Origin of the sequence: Methylophaga sp. UBA678 (assembly GCF_002299105.1) — a bacterium.
Lineage (GTDB): Bacteria > Pseudomonadota > Gammaproteobacteria > Nitrosococcales > Methylophagaceae > Methylophaga > Methylophaga marina.
Window position 1 is genome coordinate 1 of the sequence record NZ_DBNG01000011.1, and the last position, 19,858, is coordinate 19,858.

The window sequence follows — 19,858 nt, forward strand, 5'->3', positions numbered from 1 at the left end:
ACGGATAGCTTTTGCTTTGCCAGTGTTGAGGATTGCTTGCACAATTTATTGATTCAAAATATCTTCAATCCAATTTATAAATCTGACTGCACTTCTAGTTTGAAAATGATTCTTATTCGGTATGTAATAGCAAAGTTCTGACTGAACGGGTCTCGTTTTGTATTGTTGGAGAAGATTAGATTTCAACAATCTATTAGCGAGCGTCGTAGAACAGAATACTAACCCATTTCCAGCCATAGCCTGCTGAATGCCGAACAGTTCTTGATCAAATTTTTTAAGTTTAATATTGGCCCCTTCCAATCCATTTGCCTTCAACCAAGTGTCTAATGGAGGCTTGGGTAATGATTTATTCTTCCATTGCGTTGTATACAAGGTAATGGGTTCATTAAACCAAGAGGGAGGCGCGACTCCATTAGTCCCAAATATATCGAATGACTCCGTTCTAATGACATCAAAATCTTCAACAGTTGAAATATCACCGAACCGAATGGGAATAGTATGTGATTGATTATCGAGTGATTCGCCAGTCGATATCTCCAGCGAAATACCTGGGTTGTTTTGTTCAAATTCATACTGGTAAGGAATCAACACCATAGCCGCTAATGATGATGTAGTTGTCACTCTGACCGTAGTGCCAACCTTTGCGACGTATTCCAGAGCATGATCAATTTTCAAAAACCCGTCCGTGGTTGCTCTCGCTAATAGTTTGCCTGTTTCTGTGAGTGAAACTCTCCTTCCCTGTCGATGAAACAAATTGACATTCAACCGACTTTCCAGATTGCTAATGTGGTGAGAAATGGCTGTCGGTGTCAATGCCAGTTCTTCTGCAGCTAACTTAAAGCTTCCCTGACGCGCAGCCGACTCAAAAACTTTCAACGCCTGTAACGATACCTGCAAATTTAATCTCCTAATAAACCATTAGCCGCTTGACTAAATAGATGATTTAAACTCATCTACAAGTGTAACTTTTTCGTTTGTACAACGCGAGAAAGACTCTCAGAATAGTACCTATCATTAATCAACTAAGGTCATCACTATGAGTACACTATTACATGTATATTCAAGCGTTAGAGCTGCTATCAATCCAAATCCAGATCACAACTCCATATCAAAAAATATTGCTATCCGATTTATTGATACATGGAGAAAGAATCGTCCTATAGATGAGTATATCTATCGTGATGTTGGTGTAAACCCTCCTGACTTCATCACTCAGGATTGGGTTGGCGCTGTGTTTACACCTGAGGAAAAGAGGACCCCAGCACAGAAAGAGACGCTGGCATTATCAGATAAACTGATCGCTGAAGTGGTAGCAGCCGATATTATCTTGATATCTTCTCCCATGTATAACTACGGCATGCCTGCTCAGCTAAAAGCATGGTTCGATCAAATTGTACGTATAGACAAAACGTTTGATTTCGATCTCGCACGAGGAGATTCCCCATTACAGCCACTACTTTCTGGAAAGACATTGATTATCGTGACCTCTAGTGGAGAGTTCGGTTTTCAAAAAGGTGGAATAAGAGAAGGCTCTAATCACCTGACGCCACACTTACTTACACTAAGTAAATATTTAGGAGCGGATACGGTGTATGAGATCGCTGCTGAATACCAAGAATTTGGCGACGATAGACATAGCAGATCTGTAGCTGATGCAAAATATCGCGCCGAGAGAATAGCCACAGAACTTAGCTTTCCGGTCGTGGCCACATCACCAGAAAATGTGGTCAAAAATCTGTAACCCTATTAATGAAGACATTCTCATCCATTTTGGAGAAGACATAGTTGATGAAGATATCATCTACGTTACGGGCTGTCCTGCCAGCTATTACCATCAATCAGCTTGTAACCTGATGTTACCAAACAAATGACTTAACGAAGCCTTGGATTAAACGCTTGTCGTAAAACACGATGAGCAATGGTGATGGGTAAGGACATATGATCTTCGTCTTCTTGGAGGTAATAGGCACTTCGCAAACCATAGGCCGACAGGGCTTTCATTCGGTCTGCCAGCAGTTCAATATCCTGCCGTTCCTGCACGTCATCGCCCTCTGCCACCAGCAGATACAGGCTTTTATCGACGAGTGATACTTCACCCGCTTTCACTTGTTCCATGAAGGTTCTCTCATGCGTTATAAGGTAACGGCTTGCCCACCACAAGCTGGGGCTGGAGACGATGTAATGTTGGAATAAGGTTGGCTGGGTGTACATCGCATAGAGTGTGAACATGCCACCGAAAGAGTGTCCATAGAGTGATTGCCTTTCTTGGTTAATGTCATAACGACGAGCGATTTCGGGCTGTAAGATGTTTTTTAAGAAGTCGACAAATTCATCCTGCCCACCTTGAGGTGGGTCATTCACTTCTTTGGGTACAGGTGGTGAAAAGTCATAAGAACGTCGATAAAAATCAAACGGCTTATCGGTGGGATAGGCCACCGCCACAATCAGTGTGTCGGCATAGTCTGATTCCATTCGCTTAGCATCATGAAAGGCAGCAAACACGGAGTTACCATCTAATATGTATAGCACCGGCATCGGTTTAGCTGGCGTTTGGTTTTTAGGCAAACTCACCATAATCTGATAATCCTGCCCTGCTTTGTTTTTCAGTGTGAACTGCTCAGTGGCAGGTAATGAAACGGACTGAGCCACTACCTGCAAAGGCAGGTAGCAGCATATGATGATGAGAAATTTAAGTATCTGTCTTAATCTCAACATCAGACTTACCAGTTGTAGTTAAAGCTGGCGATGACTTTTCGACCGATGCCACGGTAGCAGTAGCCCGCTTCACACACCTCATATTCTTTATCAAACAAGTTAGAGGCATTCACGGCAAGCGTTGCTCCCCTCACCCACTGATCCAGACTATAAGACGTTCTCGCTTCCACAATCGAGTAAGATTCGTTTTTATCGGTGTTCTCGGTATTGCTGTATGACTCACCGACATAACGGACACCTAATCCAGCTTGCAGGTCATGGGTCACATCATAGTTACCCCAGAAAGAAGCGAGATGTCTTGGCACACCAGTAAATTGATTACCTTCATCACCATCATTACTTTCGGTGATTTTGGCATCTTGGTAGGTATAGCTCGCCACCAGGTTCAGGCCAAAATCAAAGTTCATATTGGCTTCTAACTCCAAGCCTTGAACACGACGCTCGCCTTTCTGAATACTATTGTTAATGTTGTTAGGATCTTGTGTCAGCACATTGCTTTCAATCAAGTTAAACACGCTGGCCGTGAAGAAACTCTGATAGCCGACTGGCTGGTATTTGATCCCCGCTTCCCACTGCTCGCCTTCAGTTGGTTTGTAGTTTGAACCGTAAGCATTGGTACTAAACTGTGCAATGTATGACGTTGCATAGCTGATGTACGGGCTAATGCCGTTATCAAATGCATACAACACACCGGCACTACCCGTGGTTTTTTCATCATCGATGTCTGTCCAAATACCACTGAAGTAATTGTATGAGTCTTTATCCACCCAATCATGACGCAGCCCTAACGTCACACGCCATTTGTCGATACTGATCTGATCCTGCATATATAGACCAAACTGTTCATTTTCCGTTTGGGTATTACCGAATGAGTACAGTGTGGATGGCTTAGCAATAGATTGATGGTAATCCGGATTCCACATATCTATTGATGGTGCATCGCCATAGGCATATTTCACTCGGCTATTGACCTGATAAAAATCCAAACCGGTGAGTAATGTATGCGTCAGCTGACCGGTGGAAAAATGACTTTCTACGGCGGTATCAATGGCAGTGTTATGCATATCCTCATAGACGCCCGTTGCTGTGCGGTTCAGTGTATGACCATCCGCCGCCAAGGATGAACTCGTGTATTGATTGGTAGTATCAATATAGCTATATCTGGCATTTTGTCTGACAGTGAAGGTGTCATTAAAACGGTGTTCAAACTCATAGCCAATAGAGGTTTGTGTTTGCAAAAGCTTGTCGAAGTCTTCATCACCCGACCAGAAATCAGTCAGTTCACCAGAAGGTAGCTGGAATGGACGTGGTGAACCTGCCGTTTCATAACGTTGACGCTGTGCTAACAAAGTCAGGCTGGTATTGTCATTAGGACGCCATGTCAGAGACGGTGCGAAGTAGACATTATCATCAATCACACCGCGGATATCGGAATCACTGTTACGCGCCAAGCCGACTACCCGATAAGTCCACTCATCGGTTTCACCCAATTTACCGGCAAAATCAAATTGGCCTTGGTAGTGATCATCAGTGCCTGCCTGAACTTCCACTTCACGAATAGTTTCTGCTGTGGGGCGCTTGCTTACGCGGTTGACCAAACCACCCGGGCTGATCTGCCCGAATAAAACAGAGTCAGGTCCTTTGACGACTTCAATACGCTCCAAACCATACGGCTCTGTTCTGAAATACGATAACCAGCCGGTATTGGTTTGACGTAAACCATCACGGTAATCGGCATTGGTCGTCACTTCATATCCACGAATCGTAATCTGATCAAAGCGTGGGTCATAACCCGAACCACCAATTTGAACACCAGCAGCATAGGCCACGGCATCTTCAACGGTTTGCACTTTGCGATCTTTGATTTGATCGGCCGTTACCACCGTCACAGAGCGAGGTGTTTCAATCAGAGGCGTATCAGTTTTCGTGGCTGAGGCACTGCGTGTGGCTAAATAGCCATCCACTGGACTGGTGGCTGTTTCTCTCATGCCATCAGCATCAATGTTGACCACCGGTAAATCTACACCATCTTCTGAACCGTCTGTAACTTGTTTAACGGTATAGCTGGTCGCTGAGGTTTTAACGGCGACCAGGCCATGCGGTGATAACAAGCGCTGTAAGCCCGTTTGCACATCAACAGTGGAATCCAGACCACGACTGCGTTTATTGGCTGTGATTTGTGAGTTCACTGACAGATCGATATTCGCAGCCAAAGCAAAACGATTTAGCACATGATCAAGTGGCCCTGCAGGAATATTAAAGGCCTGTGTAGTGGCCTGAACGTTTTCAGCATGGACTTGGAAAGATGTAGTAACAACAGCTGAGCCAATAGCCACAGCCATCATCATGCTGAGAGGCAAGGTTTTAAATACGTGTCGATGTGGACGCGATGTTTTCAGGTAGGACATATCAACCTCATAGTGAATAAAGTGTCTTTACCTGTACTTCGATTGAACAAAGCAAATCCGTAATGTTTTTTTCAGTATTGATGAAATAATTTTTAACAGACTGAAAATAAATAACATTTCCATTTAAAGGCGTGCTTTCCATGACACTTATAGGAGAGTCATCACCAGAAAAGCAAAACGTAAAAAAACTTGATCAGGCGACCTTTAAACGATAATGTATCTCATTATCAAATGTAAGTCATTGTTTTCCACTCATGTCTCAACACAATATCGACACCTTATATCGGGAACACCATAGCTGGTTACATCGCTGGCTGCGTGGTCGTTTGGGATGTGAACACAGTGCCGCTGATATCGCTCACGATACTTACCTCAAAGTGATGCTTTCTAACGCACTGCCAACAGATGATCAGCCGCGACGCTATCTGACACGTATCGCCAAAAGCCTGATGATTGATTTATTTCGTCGTCGGCAAATTGAAGCAGCTTATCTTGAGACGGTTCGCTTATTACCTGAGCAGGAAGCACCCAGTGAAGAAACCCAACATATTGTGGTAGAAACCTTGTTGGAAATTGACCAGATGCTGCAAGCCTTACCTAAGCATGTGCGTCAGGCTTTTTTGATGAGGAAGCTGGACGGCCTGAGTTACAAAGAGATTGCCACGAAGATGAATGTGTCTGTGTCTTCCGTAGAAAAGTATGTGGCCAAGGCATTAACAGCCTGTTATCTCCAGAGTTTGAAAGCATCGTCATGAGTTCTTCTTCGCATCCACAACCCGAGATAATCGATACAGCCGCAACATGGATGGCCAGGCTCTGGGCAGATGATGTCAGCCCGGAGGATAAACAAGCTTGTGAACACTGGCGTCAGCAAAACCCGGAGCATGAAAAAGCCTGGCAAATTTTAGCGTCCATGGCTGAACGATTTGATCGCCTTCCAGAACATGCTGCCAACAGTACCTTACTCAATGCAACATCGACCAGCAGTCGTCGTCAGTTTTTACAATGGGTGGGAATATTTATCGGCTCTGCCAGTGTGGGTTATGGCCTGCAAAAAACACAACTCTGGCAACAGGCGATGTCTGATTACAGTACCGGTATCGGTGAAACGCGTGCTGTGCAGTTAGCCGATGGCAGTCATCTTAGACTCAATACCGATACGGCTATTGATGTTGTGTTTAATGGCAAACAACGTCTGATTCATCTTAAACACGGTGAAGTGTTTATTACCACGGGTCATGCAGCTGAGTTTGCTGGTCAGCCATTTATTGTGGTGACAGCTGAAGGGAAAATTGAGGCCCTGGGCACGCAATTTAATGTCCGACAAAATGCCGATTCAACCGAAGTTACCGTGGTTCAGGACAGCGTGTTAATCCATCATGCACAACAAAAACTCACCTTAAAAGCTGGCGAAAGGATTCGGTTTAATCAGCTTGAGTTAGCAGAAGCCGTTAAAGCGGACCCTGCCTTCACCAGTTGGACTCAGCATAAGCTGGTAGCAGAGCAAATGCCCGTGTCTGAATTTATTCATGAGTTATCACGCTATCGTTCCGGCACTTTACGCTGTGATGCAACGGTTGCTGATCTCAAAGTCAGTGGCGTTTTTCCACTTAATGATACCGATAAAGCCTTGCAACAAATGGCACAAGCGCTGCCCGTGTCTATTCAGTCTCGCACACGTTATTGGGTGACGGTTGTTCCAAGAGACCGTGGATTATGACTCAAGCGCTGACGAATTCAGATCCTATCAATCAAGCTTGCGTCTGGGCGGCAAGGCTCTGGGCAGATGATGTGTCTGAGCACGATAAGCAGGCCTTTCAAGATTGGCTTGATGCTGATCCTATCCATCAAAAAGCATGGCAACAAGTCGTTAATCTTCAGCAGCAATTCAATGCTGTGCCCGACAGACGAGTTGGTAGTCAAGTATTACAGCATCGCCCCGGTATAAGTCGTCGTCAACTGCTCACCGTCGTCGGTATTGGCGTGGGGATGGGCGCAATGGGTGTTCAGCACTGGGGATCTTTATCCATGCCTGGCACGCGATATGCCACGGCAAAAGGCGAGATTCGTCATTGGCAACTGACGGATGGCACAACATTGGCCTTGAATACCAATAGCAAAGTTGATGTCGATTATGATGCCGACACACGCAAAATCATATTGCATTACGGTGAAATCGCAATTGAGACTGGTAAAGATGCCCGACCTCTCACTATCGTTGGCCGAGATGGCGTGCTTGAACCATTAGGAACACGATTTAATGTGTTGCAATCTGAGCTAGAAACACAGTTATCGGTCTTTGAAGGCCGGGTGAGAATTACACCAACAGAAACACCGAATTCACAGACCATTATTCCTGCTGGTGAAGGCGTTACCTTTTCAGCAGTACAAATCGCTCAGCCATTCCAGACTGCTCCTGCCTACAATTTATGGCAGAAAGGTAAACTCGCCGTAGCTGATATGCCACTGGATGAGTTTGTCCGCCAATTAACCCGATACCGCTCAGGTATTGTTCGTGTCAGTCCTGAACTCAAACGGTTAACAATTACGGGTATTTTTTCTGTGCGAGATACTGATCGGGTACTGGAACAGCTCACTGAAATTTTGCCGGTGAAAGTCAGTTACTTCACCCCCTACTGGGTCACCATCAAACCACTGACATCTTAATTTTTTGTGTCATTAGCGACTTTTCCAGCTAATCATTCCGCTTAAATTTTTCTCATAAAAACAAATGGATAATCACTTCATATGCATCAACTCGCCTAACAGCCAGTTAATGCGAATAATTATTATTACGGGTTTTCATTCCACGTTCGGTATTACAAGTACAAACCACTTTTACTGACTAATAAATACTGAAGGAACTGAAACATGCCGTTACGTCGTTTTTTACGACTTCCCACTTTATTCATCACGCTTAATATGTGTGCTGTCACCGGCCTGTTTGCCGGTGTTAGCCAACACGTTTATGCACAAGACAGCAACACGGATGTTCAGTCTTTTTCTTTATCTGCAGGTAGCCTGGATCAGGTTTTACGTCAATTTGGCCTCAATGCCGGTGTCGCCTTGTATGTTGACTCATCTCTAGTCAATAAACAGCACAGCAATGGCTTGGTGGGTGACTATACCGCACAGCAAGGATTACAAACTCTATTGGCTGGCAGCGGACTGACCTCCGTCCAACAGCCTGACGGCAGCTATCGTATTGAACCCGTTACCACTCTCAGCCTTTCTGAAGATGAAAGCAGTGTGGATTTAGGAAAAATCGACATTGTGGGTGACACGATGCTGTTTACCCAAGACACTATTGGTTATAACGATGTATTTGATAAAAACATCTCCAGCACCTATGTCGGTAAACAAGAGTTAGAGCGATTCAAAGGTTCATCACCCGCCGATATGCTCAGTGGCATGCTCAATGTTTACAGTGCCGATGCCCGTAACAGTGGCGGTATTGATCCGAATATCCGAGGCATTCAGGGCCCTGGCCGTGTGCCACTCACCATCGATGGCACTGAGCAGGCGATTACTATCTGGCGTGGTTATAACGGTGCCAATAACCGAAGTTATATCGACCCGAACCTTATCGGTAATATCAAAGCGATAAAAGGCCCCAACCTGGAACGTAATGTTCATAGCGGTATCGGCGGTGCCATAGTGGCTAGCACGCTTACCGTGGATGACATCCTAAAACCGGGTGAAGAATTCGGCGGCGAACTCAAACTCGAAGGCAGCAATAATGCGGTGGATGCAAGTGTGCCACGTTTATCAGGTGGCCAGTCCTACACCGATATTCCCGGTTTTGATGCTCAAGGCGATATCTACGATCCAACGCTCTATGTCGAACCCCATTCAGGTGGGCAAGACTATTTCGATGACTATGCTTATCGTCTGGCTGTTGGTACCCGTCAGGAGGCATTTGATCTCATGGGGGCTTACGCTTACCGCAAGAAAGGTAACCATTTCGCAGGGAAACATCAGGATGGTTTCTACTCCCGTGGCTCAGATAATCTTCAAGACAATATGATCCCTGATATGGCCAACATCTATAAGCCAGGGGATGAACTGCCCAATACCTCAAGTGAAATGGAATCCTGGTTAGCAAAAGCCAAATTCAAATTCAGTGATAACCACAACCTATCATTTGGTTACCGCGATACTTCCACTACCTATGGCGAAATTTTCCCGTCCCGAATTTCATGGGAAAGAGCTGTCGATGAGGGTGTGCCACAATGGCCATTAAGTGAGGTCAAAGCCAAAGCGTATAACGTCGAATACGAGCTCAACCCTCAGACCAATCGTTGGGTCGACTTGTATGCCAGTGTCTGGAGAACGGATACCGTCAGTGATACCTACACGGCGGGCGGTTACCCGAATGAACCCTATGATCGTAATGCCTCGGGTAATACCACTCTTCGTAATACAGCACTAAGAAATGCCAAAGAAGATCGTCGAGGTGTCACCTTGAGCAATACCTTTGCTTTGATGGATAACCTCGATCTGACCGTGGGCGGCCGTTATCAGCATGAAAAATTACGTTCTGATGATCGTTATGATCCGACGGGTAGCTTCCGAATGTATCCCAAAGCTGGACGTCGTCAAGAAAAAGAAATGAATTTCAACTTTGCCTGGAAACCCACACACTTTCTTAGTGTGGATGCCGGCATGCGTTATTCCTCTTTCTGGACGTTTGATGATTTTCGTAAAAGCCAATTGGATGCGGGTAATACCAGTCTCAATAGTTATGCGCCTACTTTGGGAAGGACCATCTATATCGAATATGACAGAGTCATTACTCAGGCTGATGTGGACCCGCAAATACAAAGCTGGGAGGATAGCCGCGCGTTTTGGGAGTCATTGGGTGTTGACGTTGATGCAGCTATACAAGGTATTCAGGACACTGTCGGCACTACTGAAACTGCCACACAGGAAACGGTCTGGAAAGTCGGTAAAGATGGCAAATATTATAGAAATAATCACCCCTGCTTAACGGCTGATGTTGATGTGACGGCTTGTCTTAACGGAGCGACAGTCATTGGCAATGTGCAAACCATTAAAAAGGTGAAACACCTTAAAGGTGATGGTTGGGCTCCGGTTCTGTCTGTTGCGATGGATCTGAATGATGATAGTCGTATCTATGCTCGCCATAGCCAAGCTTATCGTTTCCCCAGTTTATTTGAAAATACCATCAGCTTTTCAGCCTCACTGCCCAATCCAAATTATGAGTTAAAACCAGAGCATATTTATAACTATGAGGTGGGTTATGTTCATAACCTGGCGGGGTTTTTTGATGCGGATTATGCCGATATCAAACTCAGTTACTTTTATAACCGCACTGAAAACGTTATCGAGCGAGATCCTAACCTCAACTTCAGTAACCTGGAGAAACAAACGCTGGAAGGGATTGAATTTCAGGGTCGCTATGACAACGGCGGTTTCTTCACCAACTTGAGCCTAGCCTATAACTTCGAAAATGAAGTCTGTGATGAATCCACTGCTGTTGTGCTCGATTATCGATCCACCAGTGATTGTGTTGAAGATGGCTTTGTCGGTGGTTATCTGGTGAGCATGGCCATGCCGGAATACACCGCAAACTGGACGCTGGGCGGGCGATTTTTCAATCGTAAATTAGAGCTAGGAAGTCGTGTCACCTATTACTACAAACACGAAGACAAGTTTGAAAGTAACTACCGTGATCCTTCAGCCATTAGTTACTACGCGAATACCCCCCTGTCATGGGACACCATTCTGCTATTTGATGCCTATGCCAGCTACCAGTTAAACGATGACATCAGTGTAGAACTGACCGGCACTAATCTTAGTAATGAATATTACATCGATCCGATGAGTCGTTCTGCTATTCCCGCCCCGGGGCGCACATTCAAACTCAGCCTCACGGCTAAATTTTAATCATGGAACAAGGAGGTGGTTTCTCAAAAAAAAGCAGCGTTACCGAATAACTAACTATTTTTTAAATACGAGGACAATATGATGAAAACAGTACAAAAACTATCAATTCTTGCTTTAGCTTTAGGTCTAAGTGGTATGGCTCATGCCACAGAGTCGGGCCAAAGCTATTTTGGCGATATTACTGTTGGTGGCACGACAAGTACCTCACCTGATCATCCAGGTACAGTTGGTGCTCCTGGTGTTGGTGTGACCGCTTTTTATGGTGGCGCGATGGTTAGCTTCTCAGGTCTCACCAGTATGGTCAGTGCTGATGGCAATGGTATCTATACGATTACTCCAGCCATGATGCCGCCTTCTCATGCCGCTTTGGGTTATTTTGACTTCGCTAAAGTATCAGGAGAGGAAGTTTACTTTGGTGAATGGTCACAAAATGGCACCACAAATGACCCAACCCGAGTGGTCTACTACTCTGGTGATGACACAGGCACTACCATGCCAACCACTGGTACAGCCGCCTACACTGTTAAAGGTATCAACAATTACAACGGCTCTAACTTACTGACCGGAACGCTGAATGCTAACTTCGGCACGGGTAACTTATCTGGAACAATGAGCCGAACTGGTCTGAGCATTGCTATCAATGCCTCGATTAATAGTGCTGATGCCAGCTTCTCAGGTGACGCTGTAGCTAATAGCTCAGCGATTGGTACATCTGAAGGTCACTTCTATGGTGCAGATGCTGCCGCTTTAGCAGGGATTGCTAAGTTTGCTAACCGTGATTATGACACTGCTTTTGGTGGTGCGAAGTAATCATTGTTAGTTCAAGGATGAAACATGGCCAGATGCTTTCGAGCATCTGGCTTTTTCCTTTTCATGAGTTTCAACATGATGTTTGATGTATACCGATCTCACCATTACCCCACCTCAGGATGGGTAGCGTTTTTGTGCCTGACCGTTCTATCGTTAACCAGTCCGAACAGTTGGGCAGATGATAAAGACACGTCTCTTCGTTTGAACCAGGGCATTGAGTTACGCGCTGATCAACAAGAGCAGGAAATCCTGAAAGATGAAGACTATCTGCGAGGTGAGCGACCCAGTTTAATCATCGATGGTCAGTCATATACCGTCCAGCACAACAGTAATGATGTCGGCCGTGCCTTGTATGTGTCATTGCAGAAAAAACAGTGGTCATCGGTGAAGTTTTTTCTAGAAGAATATGAAGAGTTTGCTGATGCAGATCCTATGCTGCTCGCTTATGCACGGGGCGCTATTGCTCGGATGGAAGGCAATCTGGAACAGGCAGAATCAGAATACCGTCAGCTTATCGAATTAAAACCCGACTTTTTACCCGGTCAGTTAGAGCTCGCACGCGTGCTGTTTGAAAATAGGAAAGATGCAGAGTCAGATAAGGTGTTTGGCAGCATTCAACAGACACTCAATCCCGCCGATGCACGTCAGCAAGGCGTTAGCACGACTGTAGATAGTTTTTTACAGGCGTTAGATAAACGCCAGTCATGGCAAGGCTCATTTTCTATTGGCCCCACCTGGGTTGATAACTTAAACCAATCATCTGAAAGTTACAGTTGTTTACTCTATTTTGGCAATGTCTGCTTCTACGAACGCGAGACACCCGAAGCAGTGGAGGCACATGGTCTGGACTACGAAGCCACACTGAATAAACGATTCGCTTTATCCGGTCATCATGGTGTGTTTTTCCGCTCATTATTATTTGGTCAAAGTTACAAAGACCACTCTGATTTTAATGAAAGCCAAATTACCTCACAGCTCGGTTATAGCTACCACACTCAACGCAATCAATTTTCACTAGCACCGTCTTTTGATTTCTCTCGTTATGGTCATCGATCCATGTATGGAGCCTGGGGACTACATAGTGAGTGGTTACATTATGTGTCCGATCGTGTGCTGTTTAAACTTGAAGCCGATTATAAAGATCAGCAATATCGACAAAAAGACTACGCTGCTTACAACGGTGATATTTGGTCAGCTTATGCCACCGCCTGGTATGTATTCCCTGATCAATGGACGCTATTTGGCGGGGTGGACTGGACCAAGAAAGAAGCAGAGACAGAACCCTTCGCTTATCAACAATATGGCATAAGAGCAGGTGTCTCCAAAGAGTTTAGTGACAACATCAATGCCGTCCTTTTCACCTCTGTGCGTCAACGTAAGCATGATGAATTTAACGCTTTACTGGGTGAGCAGCGTGAAGATATTGAACAAAACTACACCCTTATTGTGCGGTTTCCCGGACTGAGTTTTTATGGGCTGGAACCAAACCTTACCTTCAAGCATCGCAAAGTACATAGCAATGTGAATTGGCTTTATTCTTATGATAGGAATAGCGCCAGTTTGAAATTGGAAAAGCGGTTTTAATAAATTTCAAAAGCAGCCAAAAGCAGAAAATAATCAGGACTATTTATGTTGATACCACCCCCATTTTTTATCTTACTGGTTTGCCTCGTTTTCAATTCATTGAGTGTGCAAGCTGCTGAGCAAAATGAATGGCAACAGTGGCAGTCTGAAGCATCCAGCGCCTATCAAACGGGCAATTATGATGCCGCTGAAACTGCGATTCGTAAAGCCATTGCTCGTGCTGAAAAAGCTGATAATGGTGATATCTACAAAGCCAGCAGCCTCAATCTATTGGCATTTATTCAGGAGGCAAAAGATCAGCCTGAGCAGGCAATGGCCTCCTTATCAACCGCGGTGACCTTAGCCAAAAAAGCATCCGCTTCGCCTGATGAACAGCTCGCCACCTTATTATTTAATCAGGGCGTGTTACTGCAAAAAAATCATCAGCTAAATAAAGCCGATAGCGTGTTGGGTGAGTCGATAGAACAATTCCAGCTCAGCCAGAGTGATGGTAACGGCAAGATGTGGCAGGCCATTTTATTAAAGACGCAAATCCTGATCTCACTAGGCAATCAGCAGCAGGCATTACATCTGGTTTCAACCACCTTATCCGACTCAATGGATAAAACAGGTGCTCAATTACCCTTATCCATAGAAAGCGATTTAGTGTTATCAGCTGCTAATATTCAATTAAAAGAGGGTCAGTATTATCAAGCCATCACCTCACTTGAACAGATGAAAAAGAAACTCAATGATGAATCAAAACTGGCTGATGAACGGTTGTCAGAATTACTGAATTTACTCGCCATAGCCTATGACAAATCTGGTCAGACAGATAAAGCAGCTGCAATCCGAAAGCAAAGTCTCAATGCACAAAATGATAGCCCCTCCTCGATGGCAACCGTGATGCAGCTCAATGAATTAGGTTTATATCAGCAGCAACAAAACCATCTTGAACAGGCAGCACAGTATTATCAGCAAGCCTTGTCCCAACTTAAGTTATTGAACAAAGAACACAGTATTGAGCAAGCCACCATTTTAGGTAACCTCGGCGCGTTACAACTGGCGACACATGATACAAAAGCGGCTGAAGCGTCTTTATCGCAGAGCTTAGTGTTATATCAAAGTTTGCAAAAGCGGCCAGTTGAGGCAGCTGGCATCGCTGGTTATCTCGGCACTTTGTATTACAACAAACGGCAATTTGCTAAAGCCGAAACAGCTTTTTTAAGCGCCGTAGAGAACTTGCAAAAGACCCAAGCTGCAACAGATGAAAACCTGCTACTGGCTTTGCAAAATATACAGTCACTTTATATCGCTTGGGATAAGCCTGCTAAAGCCGCTCAGTACAATCAAGCCATCCAGAAGATTAAACAACAACTTCAATAAAAATCAGCTGCTGCATTACGGAAATCACCATCTGCTTCGGTATATCAGATAACACAGACATTTTATGAACAGGATAAACCGATGACAGACCAAATGACGCTTTCAAATGCTTTACGCAGCGAAACACATGATTTACATGAAGTACTGGATAAACGCGTGATGCAACTAAATCCGTTTGCTGATAGCAAACATTATCAAGGGTTTCTGCGTATGCAATTACGTCTGCATACTGCAGCAGAACCGCTCTATCACAATACCAAGCTCTTAAACTTACTGCCTGACTTGAGTGGTCGTAGCCGTCTTAATGCCGTTTTATCAGACTGTGACGACGTTGAATTAAATAATACGCTCATCGCAGAAGATCAGCGTATCGCAAGCTACATCAGGATTTCAGATGAATATGAGGGCCTTGGTTGGTTATACGCGCTTGAAGGTTCAACGTTAGGCGCGGCAATGTTACTCAAACATGTCAAAAACCAACTGAACTTGTCTGAAACGTTTGGTGCCAGCCACATGGCCGCACACTCGGACGGACGTGCTACTCACTGGAAACAGTTTAAAGCAATGTTAGATCAACTTGAGTTAACACAATCACAACGTGAAAAAGCATTAGTGGGTGCAACACAGGCTTTTATTTTTGTCACTGATGCCGTTAACGATGTAATGATAGATGATGCTGTAGCGAGTTAAACCATGGTTATAACCTTATTGTGGCGCCTTTTCGCATTGATTTTTCTCGGTATTGCCTTCGTAGGCCTGATATTACCGGGCTTGCCTACGACCGAGTTTGTCTTGATGGCACTCTGGTGTTCGGCAAAAGGCTGGCCACAATTGCACCACTGGTTATTACATCATCCACGATTTGGTCATATGATCCAGCAATGGCAGCAACACCGAGCAATACCGCGTCGTGCCAAAGTGATAGCTCTAGTGTCGATGACAATAAGCTGTTATCTGCTATTTTTAAGTGGACTACCACTGTGGGTGAAGTGTGTGAGTTCAAGCATGATGGTGGCGGTGTTGTACTGGTTAATCACCCGGCCAGAACCATCAAGCATCACGAGTTAGTCTGATGAGAGTGAGGCAGCAAGACATGCCTGCAAACCTTTGGCGATATATTTTTCCACTGAGGAGACAGAGACATTTAAGTGCTTAGCAATGTCCTTATAGCTCATGCCATCAAGTTGCCTCATCAATAGGGCTTGGCGCACATTGGCAGGCAAACGATGTAATAAACTATCAATTTGGGTTAAGGCTTCTATCATCAATGTTTGAGTTTCAACCGAATGGGCTGTGTCCTCCGGTTGTTGTTTCAGAAATTCCAGATAGGCTTCTTCAACACGACGACGACGAAACACATCAATCACCAGACCTTTGGCAATATGCGTTAAATATTTACGAGCATCTTTTTGCTCGGGTAGTCGACCATTCGTGAGTATACGTAGATAGGTATCCTGAATCAGGTCGGCGGTGGTTTCAGGGCAACCCATTCGGCGTTGAATAAATACCGACAACCAACCACGGTGCTCCAGGTACAGATTTTCAATAGTGTCTGTGTGTGTAGCACGCATGATGGTCTCCTTCTCTTATTAAAAGCCTACAAATCTTAACGAGAATCATTATCATCTATAAACTAAAAAATTGCAAATCAGTCTTTTAGTTAATAGTTAATTGATTTTTACTGGATTTATCCCCTCCGAGTCGCATCCTTTTCGCTAATCAGAATAGCTTAAGGATGGATAAATTCCGTTATTCGTTTTTAACTGAGATCACACAATGTTTGCCAAATCTTCAGGGAAAAATAGTAGCAACCAGTTCTGAAGGAGTGAGTTTGAAGCGTTTTTTAAAGGCCGTAATAAAGTTTGAGGGGTGTGCATAACCGGCTATAAAGGCGGCTTCACCAATGGATTTCTTGTCGACCAATAATGCTTTTTTTGCCATATCCAGACGTCGTTGGCGACAGTAATTATTCACTGTTACCCCATAGGTCGTTTTAAACTTACGCTGTAAAGTGCTCACACTCAGCCCTATCGCTGAAGCCATTTCTGCAACGGTCATGGATTGCATAAGCATGTCATCAATTTGATGTCTTAGCTGGTTTTCCTGTGATGCAGTTGCATAGAATTGACTTGTCTCCTGTGGCCTTTCTACTCGATGGAGTGACGATAGTACCTTTAAATTTTCAGCGATCAGTTGAAAGATGATCGCCTCTTTCAGTAACTCATCCTGAATAGTCGTGTGTTGGGCTTTAAATAAATAATCACTGGCCAGCTTTGCAACAACATCAGAAGCTTGCCAATGGTAAAAAGCAGCATGAGCTTGAAATAGCTGTTGAATATGCTGCTTTTCATCTGGTGTAGTCGCTCTTTCCTCAAGCCATTGTCGTTCGATAAATATATTGAGTTTATTCACATGCATACCGCGTTCGAAACGGCGACTAAGCATTTCAGGTTGATTAATAATAAAAGCGGAACACTCCACATGGCCCTCACCAAGACAACCTAGCTGATAACGTTGCGAGCCAAGCGAAAATGACACTTTTCCATCAAATAAGATGGTCATGCTGATCGCAGGAGGCAGTTCTGCAAAGCTGATTCTATCCGCCATTTCTATTAAGTTACCGGCATGCACAGACAGACCATGTCGATCAAAATGATGATGAAAGAGGCCTTTTAAAACGACTTCATCCTGTGCCGTGTCTTCTGAAAAGCTGAGGTAACGCACATTCATTCGGTTCAGTTCAGACAGATAAATCATATTATCCAGTCTCGCTGTCACCTGATTATCTTGTTTGTTTGGTGAATAGTCATTCTGTTCAGCTACTGTCAGGGCTGTTTTTTCATCATTTAATTGCACGCTTTCGAGTGACTGGTGATATTTCATAACACTATGACGTTTGCTCATAACTCTTTTTGGGAACTTGCTCTATAGCCACATTATATAATGATAATGATTTTCATTTACAAAAAATAACAAGAAAATCGGTCTACGCATAATGTTAAGGGGATTTATGAACAAACATATTTTAGCCATCGCAATATCAGCGTGTATGAGTACACAAGTCTTTGCTGACGACGCGGTAAACAGCAACTCAAAACAGAGCAACCGTGTTGAGTTAGGAAGCATCACTGTTGAAGGTGAAAAACAAACACGGACTCTGAAAGACACAGCTTCTTCCGTTTCTGTCATTGATCAAGAAGCATTGAAATCAAACCAATACCACACCTTGCGTGATGCTATTTCTTCTGTACCGAATGTTGTTGTACAAACCGGTGCTGTAGCGAATGTTCGTGGTGTTTTAGGTAATGGTGCTGCAGGTGGCTTTAATGCTGTAACAGGTGGAGCCAGTGCTCGTTTTTCAACATTGATTGATGGTGTTAACCAACCTTTTATCGCTGACTTAGTCGGTGATTCTGGCTTGTGGGATATTGAGCAAATTGAAGTCTTCCGTGGCCCTCAATCTACCAATAATGGACGTAATAGTATCGCTGGTGCCATGTATATCAAGACAGCTGATCCAACGTTTGATTGGGAAGGCAAAGTGAGATTGGGCTACCGTAATAACGAACGCTATATAGACAAAGCAGTCATGCTGTCTGGTCCTGTTATAGAAGATACATTGGCATTTCGTTTTTCTGGTCAGTTAATTGATGGACAAACCGATACCAGCAACGAACCCTATGAAAGTAATCCAACCAATATTGATTTGAATGAGCTTGATACCAAACAAGGTCGTTTCAAATTACTTTGGACACCGACTGATGATTTGGAGTTAATGTTCACTCACTCTCAATACACTGAAAAAGGTGATGGAGGCCGTCGCTATTTTGAAGATACTAACACCGATGCGTATTTCAAAACCTTTTTCCGTGATATGGACACAGAAAGTGTGATGAACAGCATTGATGCACATTATCAAATCAACACGCGTACTTCTGTAGACATTAAGCTGGCTCAATTAGACTACCAATATGCGTTTGAAACGTACCAAGCGGATCCTGCTGATACACAAAATCTGGATATTGATGATAAAAGCAGAAACATTGATGTGAAATTAAATTTTGGTGAAGGTAACCATGCCTTTAACGGGTTTATCGGTCTCGACTATTACAAACGTGATCAAGATATCGATAGTATTGGTGGCTCTGCTGACTATAACGGTGACGACACCACCGACTCAAAAGCAATATACAGTGAACTTAACTTCGGCTTAACTGAGAAGTTAATTTTAACAACCGGATTGCGTTATCAGGATGAATCTCAAGAGCGTGATTTTACTTATGGTGGGCTACCATATACGTTGAAAGAGGACGATACGATTTTGCTGCCCAAAGTCGCGTTGAAATATGACATCACGCCAGAAACTCGGATCGGTGTCAGTGCTGTAAAAGGCTATAACTCTGCCGGTGGTGCACTCTCTGTAACGGATAATGCCTATTACTACTTTGACGAAGAAAAAGTAGATACTTACGAGGCATTCCTTCGCACCAGCTTTGATGATAATCGCTACGAAGTCCATGCGAATGTGTTCTTCAATGACTTTGATGGTTATCAAGGTGTGAATTCGCTTCGCCGCATTGACAATATCAAGAAAGTGGAAACCTACGGAGCCGAAATAGAGGGTACAGCCTGGGTGACGGATAATCTTCAAACTCGTCTAGGAATCGGTTTATTACACACCGAAATCAAAGATGCTGGTGACGACTATACAGGGCTTGATGGTAATGAACTTAACTCAGCCCCCGATAAAACGGTCAATTTTGCTGCTACCTATTATGTGTCTGATGATTTTGATCTCGGCGGTAATATTCAATACACCAGTGGTTATTTCAGTGATGTAGAAAATACGAAAGAGCGTGAAGTCAGCGGTTTTACTTTAATAAACTTACGCGCCAATTATCGTATTGCTGATCTGGAGTTATCTGCATTTGTTAACAACCTGACCGATAAACGCGCTCGCCGTTCTCGTGAACCTGTTGGTGCTAGAGTCCCGGTAGCGTATGCAGACTTTGTTGAGGCGCGTAACGTCGGTATCTCTGCCACGTATTCATTCTTTTAAGCCTTAG

16 protein-coding genes are annotated in these 19,858 nt (G+C 44.2%); 11 read left to right on the top strand and 5 right to left on the bottom strand.

The window, feature by feature from the left end:
* Positions 1-45: 45 nt before the first annotated feature.
* The gene (locus B3014_RS06480) at positions 46-897 is read right to left on the bottom strand and encodes a LysR family transcriptional regulator (RefSeq protein WP_289243480.1); all 852 of its coding nucleotides are present in this window, start codon (positions 895-897) and stop codon (positions 46-48) included.
* Between the two features lie 139 nt (positions 898-1,036).
* Here B3014_RS06480 and B3014_RS06485 point away from each other — a divergent pair, with 139 nt between their 5' ends.
* Positions 1,037-1,741, top strand: a complete 705-nt coding sequence (locus B3014_RS06485; protein ID WP_289243481.1) for an FMN-dependent NADH-azoreductase — start codon at positions 1,037-1,039, stop codon at positions 1,739-1,741.
* Between the two features lie 131 nt (positions 1,742-1,872).
* On the opposite strand, the gene B3014_RS06490 is transcribed toward B3014_RS06485, so the two are convergent.
* Together B3014_RS06490 and B3014_RS06495 are read right to left on the bottom strand one after the other, a co-directional pair.
* Complete coding sequence (locus tag B3014_RS06490) at positions 1,873-2,715, bottom strand: alpha/beta hydrolase (protein WP_289243482.1); 843 nt, start codon at positions 2,713-2,715, stop codon at positions 1,873-1,875.
* Between the two features lie 5 nt (positions 2,716-2,720).
* Positions 2,721-5,123, bottom strand: coding sequence for a TonB-dependent siderophore receptor (locus tag B3014_RS06495; RefSeq protein ID WP_289243483.1), 2,403 nt, complete (start codon positions 5,121-5,123; stop codon positions 2,721-2,723).
* Between the two features lie 254 nt (positions 5,124-5,377).
* Here B3014_RS06495 and B3014_RS06500 point away from each other — a divergent pair, with 254 nt between their 5' ends.
* From B3014_RS06500 to B3014_RS06540, 9 genes are all read left to right on the top strand, one after another.
* Entirely contained in the window at positions 5,378-5,878 is a 501-nt protein-coding gene (locus B3014_RS06500; RefSeq protein ID WP_289243484.1) for a sigma-70 family RNA polymerase sigma factor, read from the top strand.
* Complete coding sequence (locus B3014_RS06505) at positions 5,875-6,843, top strand: FecR domain-containing protein (RefSeq protein WP_289243485.1); 969 nt, start codon at positions 5,875-5,877, stop codon at positions 6,841-6,843. Before B3014_RS06500 ends, B3014_RS06505 begins: the two co-directional genes overlap by 4 nt.
* The gene (locus B3014_RS06510; RefSeq protein WP_289243486.1) at positions 6,840-7,790 is read left to right on the top strand and encodes a FecR domain-containing protein; all 951 of its coding nucleotides are present in this window, start codon (positions 6,840-6,842) and stop codon (positions 7,788-7,790) included. The genes B3014_RS06505 and B3014_RS06510 overlap by 4 nt, the downstream gene beginning before the upstream one ends.
* 204 nt (positions 7,791-7,994) lie before the next feature.
* A complete protein-coding gene (locus B3014_RS06515; RefSeq protein WP_289243487.1) occupies positions 7,995-11,033 on the top strand; it encodes a TonB-dependent receptor in 3,039 nt (1,012 codons plus the stop codon).
* A gap of 78 nt (positions 11,034-11,111) precedes the next feature.
* Positions 11,112-11,843 carry a Slam-dependent surface lipoprotein gene (locus B3014_RS06520; RefSeq protein ID WP_289243488.1) on the top strand — a complete coding sequence of 244 codons (732 nt, stop codon included), beginning with the start codon at positions 11,112-11,114 and terminating at the stop codon, positions 11,841-11,843.
* Positions 11,844-11,918: 75 nt separating this feature from the next.
* Positions 11,919-13,427, top strand: coding sequence for a surface lipoprotein assembly modifier (locus B3014_RS06525; protein ID WP_289243489.1), 1,509 nt, complete (start codon positions 11,919-11,921; stop codon positions 13,425-13,427).
* A 45-nt stretch (positions 13,428-13,472) separates the two neighbouring features.
* Entirely contained in the window at positions 13,473-14,792 is a 1,320-nt protein-coding gene (locus B3014_RS06530) for a tetratricopeptide repeat protein (RefSeq protein ID WP_289243490.1), read from the top strand.
* Positions 14,793-14,873: 81 nt separating this feature from the next.
* On the top strand, positions 14,874-15,482 hold the full coding sequence (locus tag B3014_RS06535; protein ID WP_289243491.1) for a biliverdin-producing heme oxygenase: 609 nt from the start codon (positions 14,874-14,876) through the stop codon (positions 15,480-15,482).
* A gap of 3 nt (positions 15,483-15,485) precedes the next feature.
* Positions 15,486-15,860, top strand: coding sequence for a YbaN family protein (locus B3014_RS06540; RefSeq protein ID WP_289243492.1), 375 nt, complete (start codon positions 15,486-15,488; stop codon positions 15,858-15,860).
* Here the strand turns inward: B3014_RS06540 and B3014_RS06545 are convergent.
* Together B3014_RS06545 and B3014_RS06550 are read right to left on the bottom strand one after the other, a co-directional pair.
* The gene (locus B3014_RS06545) at positions 15,857-16,363 is read right to left on the bottom strand and encodes a sigma-70 family RNA polymerase sigma factor (RefSeq protein ID WP_289243493.1); all 507 of its coding nucleotides are present in this window, start codon (positions 16,361-16,363) and stop codon (positions 15,857-15,859) included. The genes B3014_RS06540 and B3014_RS06545 overlap by 4 nt on opposite strands.
* 220 nt (positions 16,364-16,583) lie before the next feature.
* Positions 16,584-17,696 (bottom strand): helix-turn-helix transcriptional regulator, encoded by a 1,113-nt coding sequence (locus B3014_RS06550; RefSeq protein ID WP_289243494.1) that lies wholly within the window; start codon positions 17,694-17,696, stop codon positions 16,584-16,586.
* A gap of 106 nt (positions 17,697-17,802) precedes the next feature.
* Here B3014_RS06550 and B3014_RS06555 point away from each other — a divergent pair, with 106 nt between their 5' ends.
* Positions 17,803-19,851 (top strand): TonB-dependent receptor, encoded by a 2,049-nt coding sequence (locus B3014_RS06555; RefSeq protein WP_289243495.1) that lies wholly within the window; start codon positions 17,803-17,805, stop codon positions 19,849-19,851.
* Positions 19,852-19,858 lie beyond the last annotated feature (7 nt).